Raw genomic sequence first — 14,266 nt, forward strand, 5'->3', positions numbered from 1 at the left:
CATAGAATCTCCCACAGGTTGCCCACAGACCTGAAGAACAGCGGTTTACCTGTGCGAGCTGGCTTGCCGGCGATGAGGCCGGTGAGGTCAACTCAAGGTGTTCGTCATGCTCGATCAATTGTCCTTGCTGTCCTTGGCCAGCGGTGGCTGGGGCCAGGCGCTGCTGGCCGGCGCGCTGGTCACTGTGTCACTGGCCCTGGCCTGCCTGCCCATCGGCCTGCCGCTGGGCCTGGTAGTCGCCCTGGCGGCCCGCTCGCGCAAACGCCTGCCACGGGCCTGGGCCACCACGTTTTCCACCGTGTTCCGCGGCTTGCCCGAGCTGCTGACACTGCTGATCATTTATTACGGCTGCCAGATCGCCGCGCAGAAGGTCCTTGCCGCCCTGGGCTATGAAGGTGAGTTCCTGATCAATACCTTCGTGGCCGCCATGATCGCGTTCAGCCTGGTGTTTGCCGCATTTTCCAGCGAGATCTGGCTGGCCGCTTTCAAGACCTTGCCCAAAGGCCAGTGGGAGGCCTGTTCGGCCTTGGGGCTGAGCAAACGCACCGGGTTCTTCAAGGTGCTGCTGCCGCAGTTGACCCGCATTGCCCTGCCCGGCTTGTCCAACAACTGGCTGTCGTTGCTCAAGGACACCTCGCTGGTGTCGACCATCTCGCTGGTCGACCTGATGCGCCAGACCAACCTGGCCGTCAGCGTGACCAAAGAGCCCATGTTCTTCTATGGCGTGGCGTGCCTGGGCTACTTGCTGTTCGCGGCATTGTCCGGGCGCGTGTTCGCCTACATCGAGCGGCGGAGCAACCGCCACCTGCAAGGAGCGCGCGCATGAGCCTCGACCAATTGCTGGCGCTGGTGCTCGACCCTGACCTGCTGCAGCGTTACGGCCCGCGCTTTGTCGACGGCCTGCTGGTCACTGCCAAGCTGGTCGCCATTTCCTTCAGCCTGGGCGCGCTGCTGGGCCTGCTGCTGGCGCTGGCGCGCCTGTCGCACAACCTGCTGTTGCAACGCCTGGCGGCAGGTTATGTGTACTTCTTCCGCGGCTCGCCATTGCTGGCCCAGTTGTTCCTGCTGTACTACGGCCTGGGCTCGTTCAAGAGCTTCTGGCAGGACGTGGGCCTGTGGTGGTTCTTCCGCGAGGCGTGGTTCTGCACCTTGCTGGCGTTCACCTTGAACACCGCCGCCTACCAGGCCGAGATCTTCCGCGGCAGCCTGATGGCCGTCGCCCCGGGCCAGTATGAGGCGGCGCGGGCCTTGAACCTGAAGCGCTCGACGACCTTCTTCAAGGTGATCCTGCCGCAGTCGCTGCTGGTTGCCATCGGCCCGCTGGGCAACGAATTGATCCTGATGATCAAAGCCAGCGCCATTGCCTCGCTGGTGACCATCTACGACCTGATGGGCGTGACCAAACTGGCCTTTTCGCGCAGCTTCGACTTCCAGATCTACCTGTGGGCCGCAGTGCTCTACCTGGTGATCGTCGAGGTGGTGCGGCGCCTGCTGAAACACCTGGAAGCCCGCCTGGGCCGCCACCTGAACTGACCAAAGGATACGTTCCATGCATTGCCAGACCTTAGTCCTGGGCGCCGGCATCGTCGGCGTCAGCACCGCCCTGCACTTGCAAGCCCGCGGGCGCCAGGTGGTACTGCTCGACCGCGACGAACCGGGCAGCGGTACCAGCCACGGCAACGCCGGGCTCATCGAGCGCTCCAGCGTCATCCCCTATGCCTTCCCACGGCAACTGGGCGCCCTGCTGCGCTATGGCCTGAACCGCCAGCCCGACGTGCGCTACAGCCTGGCGCATCTGCCCAAGGCGGCACCGTGGCTGTGGCGCTACTGGCGCCAGTCCGCCCCCGGGCGCCTGGCAGGTGCCGCCGCCGATATGCTGCCATTGGTGCAGCGCTGCGTGGAGGAACACGACGTGCTGATCGCAGCTGCCGGCCTGCAAGGGCTGGTGCAGGCCAAAGGCTGGATCGAGGTGTTCCGCGATCCGACGCTGTTCAGCCAGGCCAAGGCCGATGCCAAAGGCCTGAGCCGTTACGGCCTGCAGTTCGAAATACTGGAATGCGGCCAGTTGCAGGCACGCGAACACCAGCTGGATGCCACCGTGGTCGGCGGTATCCACTGGCTTGACCCAAAAACCGTCATCAACCCCGGCGCCCTCACCCGTGGGTATGCAGCCTTGTTCCAGCAACGCGGCGGGCAGTTCCTGCATGGCGATGCGCGCAGCCTGCGTCAGCACCACGGCAAGTGGCAGGTCGACAGCCGCCGTGGCCCGATCACTGCCGACGAGGTTGTCGCCTGCCTGGGCCCCCAGTCGGCCGACCTGTTCAGCGGCCTGGGCTACCAGATACCGCTGGCGATCAAGCGCGGCTATCACATGCACTACGGCACCCGTGGCGGCGCGCAACTGGAGCACGCGATCTGCGACACCCAGGGCGGTTATGTGCTGGCACCGATGGCGCGCGGCGTGCGCTTGACCACCGGTATCGAGTTCGATGCCGCCAATGCGCCCGCCAACCAGATTCAGCTGGACCGTTGCGAAGCCTTGGCGCGCAAGCTGTTCCCCGCGCTGGGCGAGCGCCTGGACGACGCACCGTGGCTGGGGCGGCGCCCGTGCCTGCCCGACATGCGCCCGGTCATTGGGCCGGCGCCACGCCACCCGGGGCTGTGGTTCAACTTTGGCCACGCCCACCATGGCCTCACCCTGGGCCCGGTCAGCGGCCGCCTGCTGGCCGAACTGGTGACCGGGGAACGCCCCTTCACCGACCCCGCGCCTTATAGCGCAACCCGTTTCGACTGACCCCCGCGGGAGCACAACACGATGACCGCACTCTTGAGCCATGCCACCGCTACCCCTGAAACCGACCCGCGCCCGGTGCTGATCCGCATTGAAGGCTTGAACAAGCACTACGGGGCGTTCCATGTCTTGCGCGACATCGACCTGCAGGTACGCGAAGGCGAACGTATCGTCCTGTGCGGGCCTTCCGGCTCGGGCAAGTCGACGCTGATCCGCTGCATCAACCGCCTGGAAATCGCCCAGCAGGGCACTATCGAGGTCGCCGGCGTCGACCTTGCGACCAACGCCCGGGAGGCGGCGCAGGTACGCAGCGACATTGGCATGGTGTTCCAGCACTTCAACCTGTTCCCGCACATGAGCGTGCTCGACAACTGCCTGCTCGCCCCCACGAGCGTGCGTGGGCTATCGCGCAAGGATGCCGAGGAGCGGGCGCGCATGTACCTGACCAAAGTGGGCATCGCAAGCCAAGCGCACAAGTACCCCAGCCAGTTGTCCGGCGGGCAGCAGCAGCGCGTGGCAATTGCCCGCGCGCTGTGCATGAAACCGCGGATCATGCTGTTCGACGAGCCTACGTCGGCACTGGACCCTGAAATGGTCGCTGAAGTGCTGGATGTGCTGGTGCAACTGGCCGGCACGGGCATGACCATGCTTTGCGTCACCCACGAAATGGGCTTTGCCCGGCAGGTGGCCGAGCGGGTGCTGTTCCTGGAGGGTGGGCAGATCATCGAGGACAGCCCGCCGCAGGTGTTCTTCAACCACCCGCGCACCGAGCGGGCCAAGGGGTTCCTGACGCAGATCCTGCACTGAGTGCAGACCTGTCACTGAGCTTGTGGGAGCGGCCTTGTGTCGCGAAAGGGTCGCAAAGCGGCCCCCGGTTTTTCAGCACTGTTGCCTATATTGCCGGGGCTGCTGTGCAGCCCTTTCGCGACACAAGGCCGCTCCCACAACGACCGCGTTGACTTCAAGCCACCTATTTCATTGCACGGCTGCAAAGACCCGACTGCGTCGTTAAATATTATTGACCGAACCTCCCGCCAAACCCACGCCGCCACAGGCCCGCATCGGTTCAACCCACCCAAAACCGGCGCATTTCCCGCATTGCAGCCCCTTTCAGTCGTTTGACATATCGAACGGCTCTGGCAAGCTATCTACAGGCCCCGACCGGCATCGTCAGCTCGACGAGCCGGCAGTGCTCGGGGCTCCAGGCGCCACTCAGGGCCCCGCGCCGTGCGCCTGCACAACAACGACAGGTCGAACCTGTCCCAAGGTGACATATGTCCAACAGCAACATTGGCAACAAGCAACCTTCCCTGCGCAAACCCGTCGTCCTGATGACCATGGGCAGCCAAGAGCGCAAAGGCCATGACTACCAGGTCATGACCCACAAATACATCACCCCGCTGGTCGAGTTCGCCGATTGTGTCCCGGTGCTGGTGCCCACCTGCTGCGGCATTGACGACCTCGAGACCTATCTGGACATGGCCGACGGCGTTTACCTGACCGGCGCTGGCAGCAACATCGACCCGGCGCTGTACGGCCAGGAAAACCAGACCCCAGGCAAAGGCCAGGACCAGAACCGCGACCTGTTCGACATTCCGCTGGTCAAGGCGGCGCTCAAGCGTGGCCTGCCCATCTTCGGCATCTGCCGGGGCATGCAGGAAATCAACGTGGCGCTGGGTGGCGACATCTACCAGAAGGTGTACGCCGAACCGGGTTTCAATGACCACCGGGAAAACCCGGAAGACCCGGTCGAAGTACAGTACGCCCAGGTTCACAGCGTAAAGATCAAACCAGGCAGCTGGCTGCGCGACACTTTGGGTTGCGACGAAATCCGCGTCAACTCGCTGCACGGCCAGGGCCTGCACAAGCTCGGCGCCGGCATCGAGGCCATCGCGCATGCGGAAGACGGCCTGGTCGAGGCCATTCATGCGCCAAGCATTTCGCCATTCCTGTTCGCCGTGCAATGGCACCCAGAATGGCAAGCCGCGCAGAACCCCGACTCGATCAAGATCTTCCAGGCGTTCGGTGACGCGTGCCGCGCGCAGGTTCGCAAGGCGCAGGTCAAGCGCGCTGCCTGACCTACAGTTTCCCCTGCTTTGATCGCGGGGCGGCGCAAGGCCGCCCCCGCCTCCCCCGGTCACCCTCTGCTGGTCCCAGAATATCTGCCGTGGAATCGGGCGGCGGGTTTGTGCCTATCTTTGCGATCGTTTTTTTTCTTTGGTCTTGAGAGATACGATGACTACCGGGTGGTAGTCGTCGGTTTTTCAGCGCCTGTGAGATCGAGCGCCGCGCGGGCGGCGCTCGATCTACAACCCACCACACATATCGAGGCGGCCACGTAGAAGCAGGCACGCTCGCACAAAACAAAAATCGCAAAAAGCACTGGTCATCCCTGAGGTTGTACGATAACTTACCTCTAACGCAAAACAACACCTCCACCCAAGCGCCACAGGATGCCAACAACAATGAACCCACAAGAACTCAAATCCATCCTCTCCCACGGCCTGCTGTCTTTCCCGGTCACCGACTTCAACGCCCAGGGCGACTTCAACCCGGCGGGCTACACCAAGCGCCTGGAGTGGCTGGCCCCGTATGGCGCCAGTGCCCTGTTCGCCGCCGGTGGTACGGGTGAGTTCTTCTCCCTGGCTGCCAGCGAATACAGCCAGGTCATCAAGACCGCAGTCGATACCTGCGCCACTTCGGTACCGATCCTCGCCGGCGTGGGTGGCTCCACCCGCCAGGCCATCGAATATGCGCAAGAAGCCGAGCGCCTGGGCGCCAGGGGCCTGCTGCTGCTGCCGCACTACCTGACCGAAGCCAGCCAGGACGGTGTTGCCGCCCACGTGGAGGCCGTGTGCAAATCGGTGAAGATCGGCGTGGTGGTGTACAACCGCAATGTCTGCCGCCTGAACGCCGACCTGCTGGAGAAACTGGCCGAACGCTGCCCTAACCTGATCGGCTACAAGGACGGCCTGGGTGATATCGAGCTGATGGTGTCGATCCGCCGCCGCCTGGGTGATCGCTTCAGCTACCTGGGTGGCCTGCCAACCGCAGAAGTGTATGCTGCTGCCTACAAGGCCCTTGGCGTACCGGTCTACTCCTCGGCAGTGTTCAACTTTGTGCCGAAGACAGCGATGGACTTCTACAACGCCATCGCCCGCGACGACCACGCTGCTGTAGCCAAGCTGATCGATGATTTCTTCCTGCCCTACCTGGACATCCGCAACCGCAAGGCTGGCTACGCCGTGAGCATCGTCAAGGCCGGCGCCAAGCTGGCCGGTTACGACGCAGGCCCGGTGCGTACCCCGCTGACCGACCTCACCGCCGAAGAGTACGAAATGCTCGCCGCGCTGATGGACAAGATGGGCCCGCAGTAAGCGCTGCTTGCGGCCTGCCATATGCCGCGCCCGGAGTGGGCCTGCCCCGCTCCGGTTACCATTCGTGAGCCCGCACAAAAATAACTAGTGGGAGTACAACCAGCATGCAAGCGACTAAAAAGACGCATGTGCGCTACCTGATCCTGTTCATGCTGTTCCTGGTGACCACGATCAACTATGCCGACCGCGCGACCATTGCAATCGCAGGCTCCAGCCTGCAGAAAGACCTCGGCATTGACGCCGTAACCCTCGGTTATATCTTCTCCGCCTTCGGATGGGCTTACGTGGCTGGCCAGATTCCGGGTGGCTGGCTGCTCGACCGCTTCGGTTCCAAGAACGTCTACGCCTTCAGCATCTTCACCTGGTCGCTGTTCACCCTGTTGCAGGGCTTTGTCGGCGGCCTTCCGGTTGCCTGGGCAGTCGTGACCCTGTTCACCTTGCGCTTCCTCGTCGGCTTTGCCGAAGCCCCGTCGTTCCCAGGTAATGCCCGTATCGTCGCGGCCTGGTTCCCGACCCAGGAACGCGGTACCGCCTCGGCCATCTTCAACTCCGCGCAGTACTTCGCCACCGCCCTGTTCGCACCGATCATGGGTTGGATCGTGTTCAGCTTCGGCTGGGAGCACGTGTTCGTGGTGATGGGGGCGCTGGGCATCATCTTCTCGATGGTCTGGCTGAAGACCATCTACAACCCGCGCCAGCATCCACGCATCAGCCCGGCCGAGCTCGAACACATCGAGCAGAACGGCGGCCTGGTCGACATGGACCACAAGCGCGGCAACGATGGCCCGAAATGGGGTTACATCAAGCAGCTGCTGACCAGCCGCATGCTGCTGGGCGTGTACCTGGGCCAGTATTGCATCAACGCCATCACCTATTTCTTCCTGACCTGGTTCCCGGTGTACCTGGTGCAGGAACGCGGCATGACCATCCTCAAGGCCGGCTTCATCGCCTCGCTGCCGGCGGTATGCGGCTTTATCGGCGGTGTGCTGGGTGGGGTGATCTCGGACTGGCTGCTGCGCCGTGGCAACTCGTTGACCTTCTCGCGCAAGCTGCCGATCGTCTGCGGCCTGATGTTGTCGACCACCATGGTGTTCTGCAACTACGTAGACGCCGAGTGGATGGTCGTCGGTTTCATGACCCTGGCTTTCTTTGGCAAAGGCATCGGCGCGCTGGGCTGGGCGGTAGTGGCAGACACCTCGCCGAAGCAGATCGCCGGCCTGTCGGGCGGCCTGTTCAACACCTTCGGCAACATCGCCTCTATCACTACGCCTATCGTCATCGGCTACATCATCAGCGCCACGGGTTCGTTCAAGTGGGCCCTGGTCTACGTAGGCGCCAACGCCCTGGTAGCGGTGTTCAGCTACCTGGCGATCGTTGGCCCGATCAAGCGTATCGAACTGCGCGACGACGCCCCGAAGCCACAGGCTGAGCCTGCTGCCAACGGCGAACTGGCCAGCTCGCGCCATTGAGTGACACGCCCGCGCCGGCTCGTTCGGTGCGGGCGGATGTACAAAAAAGCCTGAGAACCTGACAAGTAGGGCCCAAACATGCAGTTGATCGAACATTCCGACTCGCCCCGCTACGTGCGCCTGCACGACGATGACAACGTCGTGGTCGTGGTCAATGACGGCGGCCTGGGCGAAGGTGCCCGTTTTGCCGACGGCCTGACCCTGGTCGAGGGCGTACCGCAAAGCCACAAGGTTGCCACCGTGACCATCGCCAAGGGCGAGCCGGTGCGCCGCTACGGGCAAATCATCGGTTATGCGCTGGAAGACCTGCGCCAGGGCAGCTGGGTACAGGAAAGCCAGCTGGCCATGCCCGCTGCCCCGGAACTGGACAGCCTGCCACGCTGCGATGCCGTGCCACAGCCGCTGCCGCCACTGGAAGGATTCACCTTCGAAGGCTACCGCAACGCCGACGGCACGGTCGGCACGCGCAATATCCTTGGCATCACCACCACCGTGCAGTGCGTGACCGGCGTGCTGGAGCACGCGGTCAAGCGCATTCGCAGCGAACTGCTGCCCAAATACCCCAACGTCGATGACGTGGTAGCCATCACCCACAGCTACGGCTGCGGCGTGGCCATCAACGCCCGCGACGCCTATATCCCGATCCGCACCGTGCGCAACCTGGCGCGCAACCCCAACCTGGGCGGCGAAGCGCTGGTCATCAGCCTGGGCTGCGAAAAGCTGCAGGCCGGCCAGGTGATGCACGACAACGACCCGTCGGTAGATCTCAGCGACCCGTGGCTGTACCGCCTGCAGGACGCCAGCCTGGGCTTTGTGGAAATGATCGAGCAGATCATGGCGCTGGCCGAAACCCGCCTGAAGAAACTCGACCAGCGTCGACGCGAAAGCGTACCGGCCAGCGAGCTGATCCTCGGCATGCAGTGCGGTGGCAGCGACGCCTTTTCGGGCATTACCGCCAACCCGGCGCTGGGTTATGCCGCCGACCTGCTGGTACGTGCCGGTGCCACCGTGCTGTTCTCGGAAGTGACCGAGGTTCGCGACGCCATCTACATGCTGACTTCCCGCGCGCAAAACCAGGCGGTGGCCGACGCGCTGGTCAGCGAAATGGACTGGTACGACCGCTACCTGCAGCAAGGCGCTGCCGACCGCAGCGCCAATACCACACCGGGCAACAAGAAAGGCGGGCTGTCGAACATCGTCGAAAAGTCGCTGGGTTCGATCGTCAAGTCCGGTAGCGGGGCCATCCAGGGCGTGCTTGGCCCAGGCGAGCGGGTCAAGGGCAAGGGCCTGATCTTTTGCGCCACCCCGGCCAGCGACTTCGTCTGTGGCACCCTGCAACTGGCCGCAGGCATGAACCTTCATGTCTTCACCACGGGCCGCGGCACACCGTATGGCCTGGCCATGGCGCCCGTGGTCAAGGTGTGCACCCGCAGCGAGCTGGCGCAGCGCTGGCCCGATTTGATCGATATCGACGCCGGGCGCATCGCCAGCGGCCGCGCGACCATCGAGGAACTGGGTTGGGAGCTGTTCCACTACTACCTCGACGTCGCCAGTGGCCGCAAGCAGACCTGGGCCGAGCAGCACCGCTTGCACAACGACATCACCCTGTTCAATCCGGCGCCGATTACCTGATGCCCTGGGCAGGCTTGCCCAGCACTCTTCATTCAGCCACCCTCACAGGAGCACCCCATGCCTGAAATCCTCGGCCACAACTTCATCGCCGGCCAGCGCAGCGCCGCTGGCGCACAGCGCCTGCAGAGCCTGGACGCCAGCACTGGCGAAGCCCTGCCGTACAACTTTGCCCAGGCTACCGAGGGCGAAGTCGACCAAGCCGCCAAAGCCGCGGCCGCCGCTTTCGCCGAATTCCGCCAACTGGCCCCGGCGCGCCGCGCCGAATTTCTGGATGCCATCGCCGCCGAACTGGACGAGCTGGACGATGCCTTCATCGCTATCGTCTGCCGCGAAACCGCACTGCCCGCCGCACGTATCCAGGGTGAGCGCGGCCGTACCAGCGGCCAGATGCGCCTGTTCGCCCAGGTGTTGCGCCGTGGCGACTACCTAGGCGCACGCATCGACCTCGCCCTGCCCGAACGCCAGCCACTGCCACGCGTGGACCTGCGCCAGATGCGCATTGGCGTTGGCCCGGTCGCGGTGTTCGGCGCCAGTAACTTCCCGCTGGCGTTCTCCACCGCAGGTGGCGACACCGCCGCGGCGCTGGCCGCCGGCTGCCCGGTGGTGTTCAAGGCGCACAGCGGCCACATGGCAACCGCCGACCTGGTCGGCTGCGCCATCAACCGGGCAGCCGAGCGTACCGGCATGCCCCAGGGGGTGTTCAACATGGTGTTCGGTGGCGGCGTGGGCGAGTGGCTGGTCAAGCACCCGGCCATCCAGGCTGTAGGTTTCACCGGCTCGCTGAAAGGCGGCGACGCCCTGTGCCGCATGGCCGCAGAGCGCCCCCAGCCGATTCCGGTGTTCGCCGAGATGTCCAGCATCAACCCGGTGATCATCCTGCCGGGCGCCCTGGCCAAGCGTGGCGACGCCATCGCCCGTGAGCTGGCCGGTTCGGTGTGCCTGGGCGCAGGGCAGTTCTGCACCAACCCGGGCCTGGTCATCGGGCTGCAATCGCCACCGTACAGCCAGCTGTTGGCTGAGCTGGGTCAGCACCTGGGCCAGCAGGCCGGCCAGGTCATGCTCAACGCCGGCGGCCTGCGCAGTTATGTCGCTGGCCTGGAGCACCTGCACGCCCACGCCGGTATCGAACACCTGGCCGGCCAGGCACAGCAAGGCAGCCAGGCCCATGCCCAGTTGTTCAAGGCCGATGCCCGGTTGCTGGTCGAGTCCGACCCATTGCTGCAGGAGGAAGTGTTCGGCCCCACCACCGTGGCCGTGGAAGTTCAGGATAACGACCAGTTGCGCGCTGCCGTGCTTGGCCTGCGCGGCCAGCTGACCGCCACACTGATCGGCGAGCCTGAGGACTTTGAAGCCTTTGCCTGGCTGGTACCACTGCTGGAAGAGAAAGTCGGGCGGATTCTGCTCAATGGTTACCCGACAGGTGTCGAGGTGTGCGATGCCATGGTCCACGGCGGGCCGTACCCGGCAACTTCCGACGCCCGCGGAACCTCGGTCGGCACCCTGGCTATCGACCGCTTCCTGCGCCCCGTGTGCTACCAGAACTACCCGCAGGCGCTGTTGCCCGAGGCCCTGCGTGACAGCAACCCGCTGGGGCTGCGGCGGTTGGTGAATGGGCAGTGGCGCGACGGGGCGATCTGACGCCCCTTTGCGGCACGGGCCTCAGGCCCCTTGCGCCTCAGCCTCTTCATGCACCTGACGCAAACGCTCACGGCTATTGCTCAGGTGCATGCGCATGGCCATTTTGGCCCCTTCGCTGTCTCGCCGTGCAATGGCTTCATAGATGGCTTCATGCTCATGGCGCAGCCGGCTCATGTAATGGGCCTGGTCATCACGCGCCAACCGCGCTGAATTCAACCGGGTCCGGGGGATGATGCTGGTGCCCAGGTGGTTGAGGATGTCGGCGAAGTAATGGTTGCCACTGGCCTGGGCAATGCGCAGGTGAAACTGGAAATCGGCCGACACCGCATCGGTGGCGTGGGCCGCCCCTTCGTTCAGCTCATCCAGCGCCGCGCGCATGCCGGCCAGCTCGTCATCGCTGCGGCGTTGTGCGGCAAGCCCCGCCGATTCGATCTCAAGGGCAATGCGCAACTCCAGCACCGCCAGCACTTCACGCAGGGTAACGACGGTAGCCGGGTCGATCCGGAAGCCCCCGGTCGCCGGCGCATCCAGCACGAACGTACCGATGCCGTGGCGGGTTTCCACCTGCCCGGCGGCTTGCAGCCGCGAAATGGCCTCACGCACCACCGTGCGGCTGACGCCCTCTTCAACCATGATCTGCGATTCGGTCGGCAGCTTGTCGCCGCGCTTGAGCTGGCCGCTGCGAATACGCTCGGTCAGCACCGTAACCAGTTCCTGGGCCAGACTGCGCGGCTTGCGCCGGGTCCTTGCCTGTACCTGCTGCTCTGTCATCGCCCTGTGTTTCACCTTGAAAGACAGCGCTTATCATAGCGCAAGCAGTTGTACGATCACATATGTCGCGTGCGGATTTCATTGCCTGCCTGGGGCTGCACCTACCCGACAACACCTGGAAGTGCTGGCACAGAGCCTGCGCTGCAAGATACTGTGCGCTTCCACCTCACGCATCCATGGAAGGAACTGCCCGTGTGAAAACCTATGACCGCCTTTTGCTGGGCTGCGGCTTACTGATCCCCTTGTGGCTGTTGGCCGGGGTCTGGCTCACTGCACTGGCGTACCCCGGCTACGACCATTTCCAACAAGCCATGAGCCAGCTCGGCGCGGTTGGCTCGCCCGTGCAGCGCTGGTCGCCATGGGTCAACAATTATCCTCTCGCGGTCTTGTTCATCTTGTCGGGGTTGCTGATGTTCTTTTCACTGACCCTGGCGAGCGCCCTGTGGGCGTGGCTCAGGACGCGTCTGGCCGGAAGCCAGGCCGTCGCGCTACTGTCCGCCACCAGCCTGATACTGGCCATCGTGACCGTCGCACTCATGGCCCAGGCGGCACAAAGCGGGCAACTGTTCGGCTTGTACCAGCGCCTCAACTACGGGGTGTCGGTACCGTGGATCGCCTGCCTTGCCTGGGCTAGCCTGCGCAACCCGGCTGCTAGGTCATTGCACAGGCCCAACCGCTGACGGCAATTTGCTGGCCCCCCACCTTTGCAATTGAAGGCAAACTTCGTTCCCCTTCAATTGCTTAGGACAGCAATATGCGAGTACTTCTAGCTACGATGGCCGGCTGCCTGCTCGCCACATTCGCTTTCGGCGCCCAGGCCAGGGCGCTCAGCCAGAATGATCGCCACACCTGCCAGTGGGGTGCGCAAATAGCCGGTGAAGCCCAGCAGGCCAAGCTTGCCGGGGTCACCCTGTACGCTACGCGCAAGAAGCTTCAGGTGCGAAAGTTCGCCAAACCGTGGATGCGCATGACCGCCTTCGGCATTACTGAACAAACCTATAACAGCCGCTCCAGGCTCAAGCCTGCGGCAATCCGGCAGACCTATTACGAGCAGTGCGTGCACCATGCAGTTGCGAAGAGATAGGTGTTTTTATTTCAAGCACTTATGAATCAAATCTAAAGTACTTCATGAATTTAAAAACGCCGCCACGGGGCCCCTGCCGTGAAGCAAGCTTCAAGCAGCCCCGGACGGCGCCCAGTGCTGAATCAGCAGCCGCTCAGCACCGCCGGACGGCGTTCCCCGGCAAAGAACAGCGGGCGCAAGCGCACCCCAATCAGGTTGCCGGCGTAAGCCGCCACCAGCCACAGCCAGCCATGCACGCTGCCGGAAGCAATACCGCTGAAGTACGCTCCGATATTGCAGCCATAGGCCAGGCGCGAACCATAGCCCAGCAGCAGCCCGCCAATCACCGCAGCCAGCAATGACGGCAGCGGAATTTTCAGGCTGGGCGCAAAACGCCCGGCCAACCCTGCTGCCAGGAGCGCACCGAGCACGATGCCCAGGTCCATGACCGTCGTGATGTCCTGCCACAACGGCGAAGCCAGCGCCTTGGCGTTGGTCGGTGCCTGCCAGAACACCCAACTGGCGACATTCACACCCAGGCCTTCAAGCACCTTGGCGCCCCACAAGGCGAAGGCCGAGGTGATGCCCCACGGCCGCCCCGCCAGGGCCAGTGTCGCGTAGTTCAACACGGCCAAAGCGATGGCGCCCCACAGCAGCGGCCAGGGTCCCCGCAGCAATCGCCGCAAGCCGCGCTGCGCACTGCCGACAGGCGCCTCCAACCCGCCATGCCGGCGCTTTTCCAGCACCACGCTGGCCCACGCGATCAGGCCAAATACGCCCAGGCTCACCAGCAGCGCCGGCGCCACGCCCCACGCCTGCACAATCGAGGTGGCCGGGAACGACGGTAAGGCGAACCACCAGTCGGCGTGGTGGGTAGCGCTGACCGAACCGATGATGAAGAACAGCAAGGTCACCAGCATGCGTGTATTACCCCCGCCAACGGTGAACAGCGTGCCCGAGGCACAACCGCCGCCCAGTTGCATGCCGATGCCGAAAATGAACGCACCGAACACCACCGAAACACCGGCCGGGGCCACAAGGCCGGTCACGGGTGAGCCAAACAGGCTACCTGCCGACAGCGCCGGGAAGAACAACAGCACCGCCAGCCCCAGCATGAACATCTGCGCGCGCAGGCCCGCGCCCCGGCGTTCGTTGATGAACACCCGCCAGGCTGAGGTGAAACCAAAGGCCGCGTGGTACAAGGTCAGGCCAAGTGCGGCGCCGACCATAAGCAGCAAGGCCTGCTTGAAGCCGGCGTTGAGGTTCAGGAACCAGGCACCAGCCAGCAGCACAAGCAAGGCGACAAGGGGCACGCCGAAGCGGCGCGGTGCGGGTGTTGCGATTGCGGAAAGACCCATCTAAATACTCGGATAACAGTGAAACGGTTGGCGAGTATACCCGCAACGGTCAACCGGGTCCGCGTATGGCCAGGGCATTTGTTAAGCCGTTCAAAGCTGCCAGCTCTCACATACTGCACAGCACTCAAGCCATGCGCCGTACCTGAGGGAGATTCTATGGTTCCTGG

The 14,266-nt window shown here is 63.9% G+C and carries 13 protein-coding genes; 11 read left to right on the forward strand and 2 right to left on the reverse strand.

What is annotated here, in order from left to right; all coding sequences use genetic code 11:
- The first annotated feature begins 106 nt into the window (after positions 1 to 106).
- From B3361_RS08680 to B3361_RS08720, 9 genes are all read left to right on the forward strand, one after another.
- A complete protein-coding gene (locus B3361_RS08680; protein ID WP_009687024.1) occupies positions 107 to 826 on the forward strand; it encodes an ABC transporter permease in 720 nt (239 codons plus the stop codon).
- Positions 823 to 1,533 (forward strand): ABC transporter permease, encoded by a 711-nt coding sequence (locus tag B3361_RS08685; RefSeq protein WP_054906136.1) that lies wholly within the window; start codon positions 823 to 825, stop codon positions 1,531 to 1,533. The genes B3361_RS08680 and B3361_RS08685 overlap by 4 nt, the downstream gene beginning before the upstream one ends.
- 16 nt (positions 1,534 to 1,549) lie before the next feature.
- Complete coding sequence (locus B3361_RS08690) at positions 1,550 to 2,794, forward strand: NAD(P)/FAD-dependent oxidoreductase (protein WP_054906137.1); 1,245 nt, start codon at positions 1,550 to 1,552, stop codon at positions 2,792 to 2,794.
- A 21-nt stretch (positions 2,795 to 2,815) separates the two neighbouring features.
- Positions 2,816 to 3,598, forward strand: coding sequence for an amino acid ABC transporter ATP-binding protein (locus B3361_RS08695; RefSeq protein WP_154211471.1), 783 nt, complete (start codon positions 2,816 to 2,818; stop codon positions 3,596 to 3,598).
- Between the two features lie 467 nt (positions 3,599 to 4,065).
- Positions 4,066 to 4,869, forward strand: a complete 804-nt coding sequence (locus B3361_RS08700) for a gamma-glutamyl-gamma-aminobutyrate hydrolase family protein (RefSeq protein WP_029886748.1) — start codon at positions 4,066 to 4,068, stop codon at positions 4,867 to 4,869.
- 387 nt (positions 4,870 to 5,256) lie between these two features.
- A complete protein-coding gene (gene kdgD / locus B3361_RS08705) occupies positions 5,257 to 6,168 on the forward strand; it encodes a 5-dehydro-4-deoxyglucarate dehydratase (protein WP_054906139.1) in 912 nt (303 codons plus the stop codon).
- Positions 6,169 to 6,272: 104 nt separating this feature from the next.
- Positions 6,273 to 7,637 carry an MFS transporter gene (locus B3361_RS08710; protein WP_054906140.1) on the forward strand — a complete coding sequence of 455 codons (1,365 nt, stop codon included), beginning with the start codon at positions 6,273 to 6,275 and terminating at the stop codon, positions 7,635 to 7,637.
- A 78-nt stretch (positions 7,638 to 7,715) separates the two neighbouring features.
- Positions 7,716 to 9,269 carry a galactarate dehydratase gene (garD, locus tag B3361_RS08715; RefSeq protein WP_054906141.1) on the forward strand — a complete coding sequence of 518 codons (1,554 nt, stop codon included), beginning with the start codon at positions 7,716 to 7,718 and terminating at the stop codon, positions 9,267 to 9,269.
- 57 nt (positions 9,270 to 9,326) lie between these two features.
- On the forward strand, positions 9,327 to 10,907 hold the full coding sequence (locus B3361_RS08720) for an aldehyde dehydrogenase (NADP(+)) (protein ID WP_054906142.1): 1,581 nt from the start codon (positions 9,327 to 9,329) through the stop codon (positions 10,905 to 10,907).
- Positions 10,908 to 10,928: 21 nt separating this feature from the next.
- Here the strand turns inward: B3361_RS08720 and B3361_RS08725 are convergent, their stop codons facing one another.
- Positions 10,929 to 11,678 (reverse strand): FadR/GntR family transcriptional regulator, encoded by a 750-nt coding sequence (locus tag B3361_RS08725; protein ID WP_009687013.1) that lies wholly within the window; start codon positions 11,676 to 11,678, stop codon positions 10,929 to 10,931.
- A gap of 194 nt (positions 11,679 to 11,872) precedes the next feature.
- On the opposite strand from B3361_RS08725, the gene B3361_RS08730 reads away from it, so the two are divergent.
- Entirely contained in the window at positions 11,873 to 12,358 is a 486-nt protein-coding gene (locus B3361_RS08730) for a DUF998 domain-containing protein (RefSeq protein ID WP_054906144.1), read from the forward strand.
- A gap of 74 nt (positions 12,359 to 12,432) precedes the next feature.
- Positions 12,433 to 12,762 carry a hypothetical protein gene (locus B3361_RS08735; RefSeq protein ID WP_047149831.1) on the forward strand — a complete coding sequence of 110 codons (330 nt, stop codon included), beginning with the start codon at positions 12,433 to 12,435 and terminating at the stop codon, positions 12,760 to 12,762.
- A gap of 122 nt (positions 12,763 to 12,884) precedes the next feature.
- Here the strand turns inward: B3361_RS08735 and B3361_RS08740 are convergent, their stop codons facing one another.
- Positions 12,885 to 14,099 (reverse strand): YeeE/YedE family protein, encoded by a 1,215-nt coding sequence (locus B3361_RS08740; protein ID WP_054906146.1) that lies wholly within the window; start codon positions 14,097 to 14,099, stop codon positions 12,885 to 12,887.
- Positions 14,100 to 14,266 lie beyond the last annotated feature (167 nt).

This window comes from Pseudomonas sp. UBA6699 (genome assembly GCF_002454615.1).
GTDB lineage: Bacteria > Pseudomonadota > Gammaproteobacteria > Pseudomonadales > Pseudomonadaceae > Aquipseudomonas > Aquipseudomonas juntendi.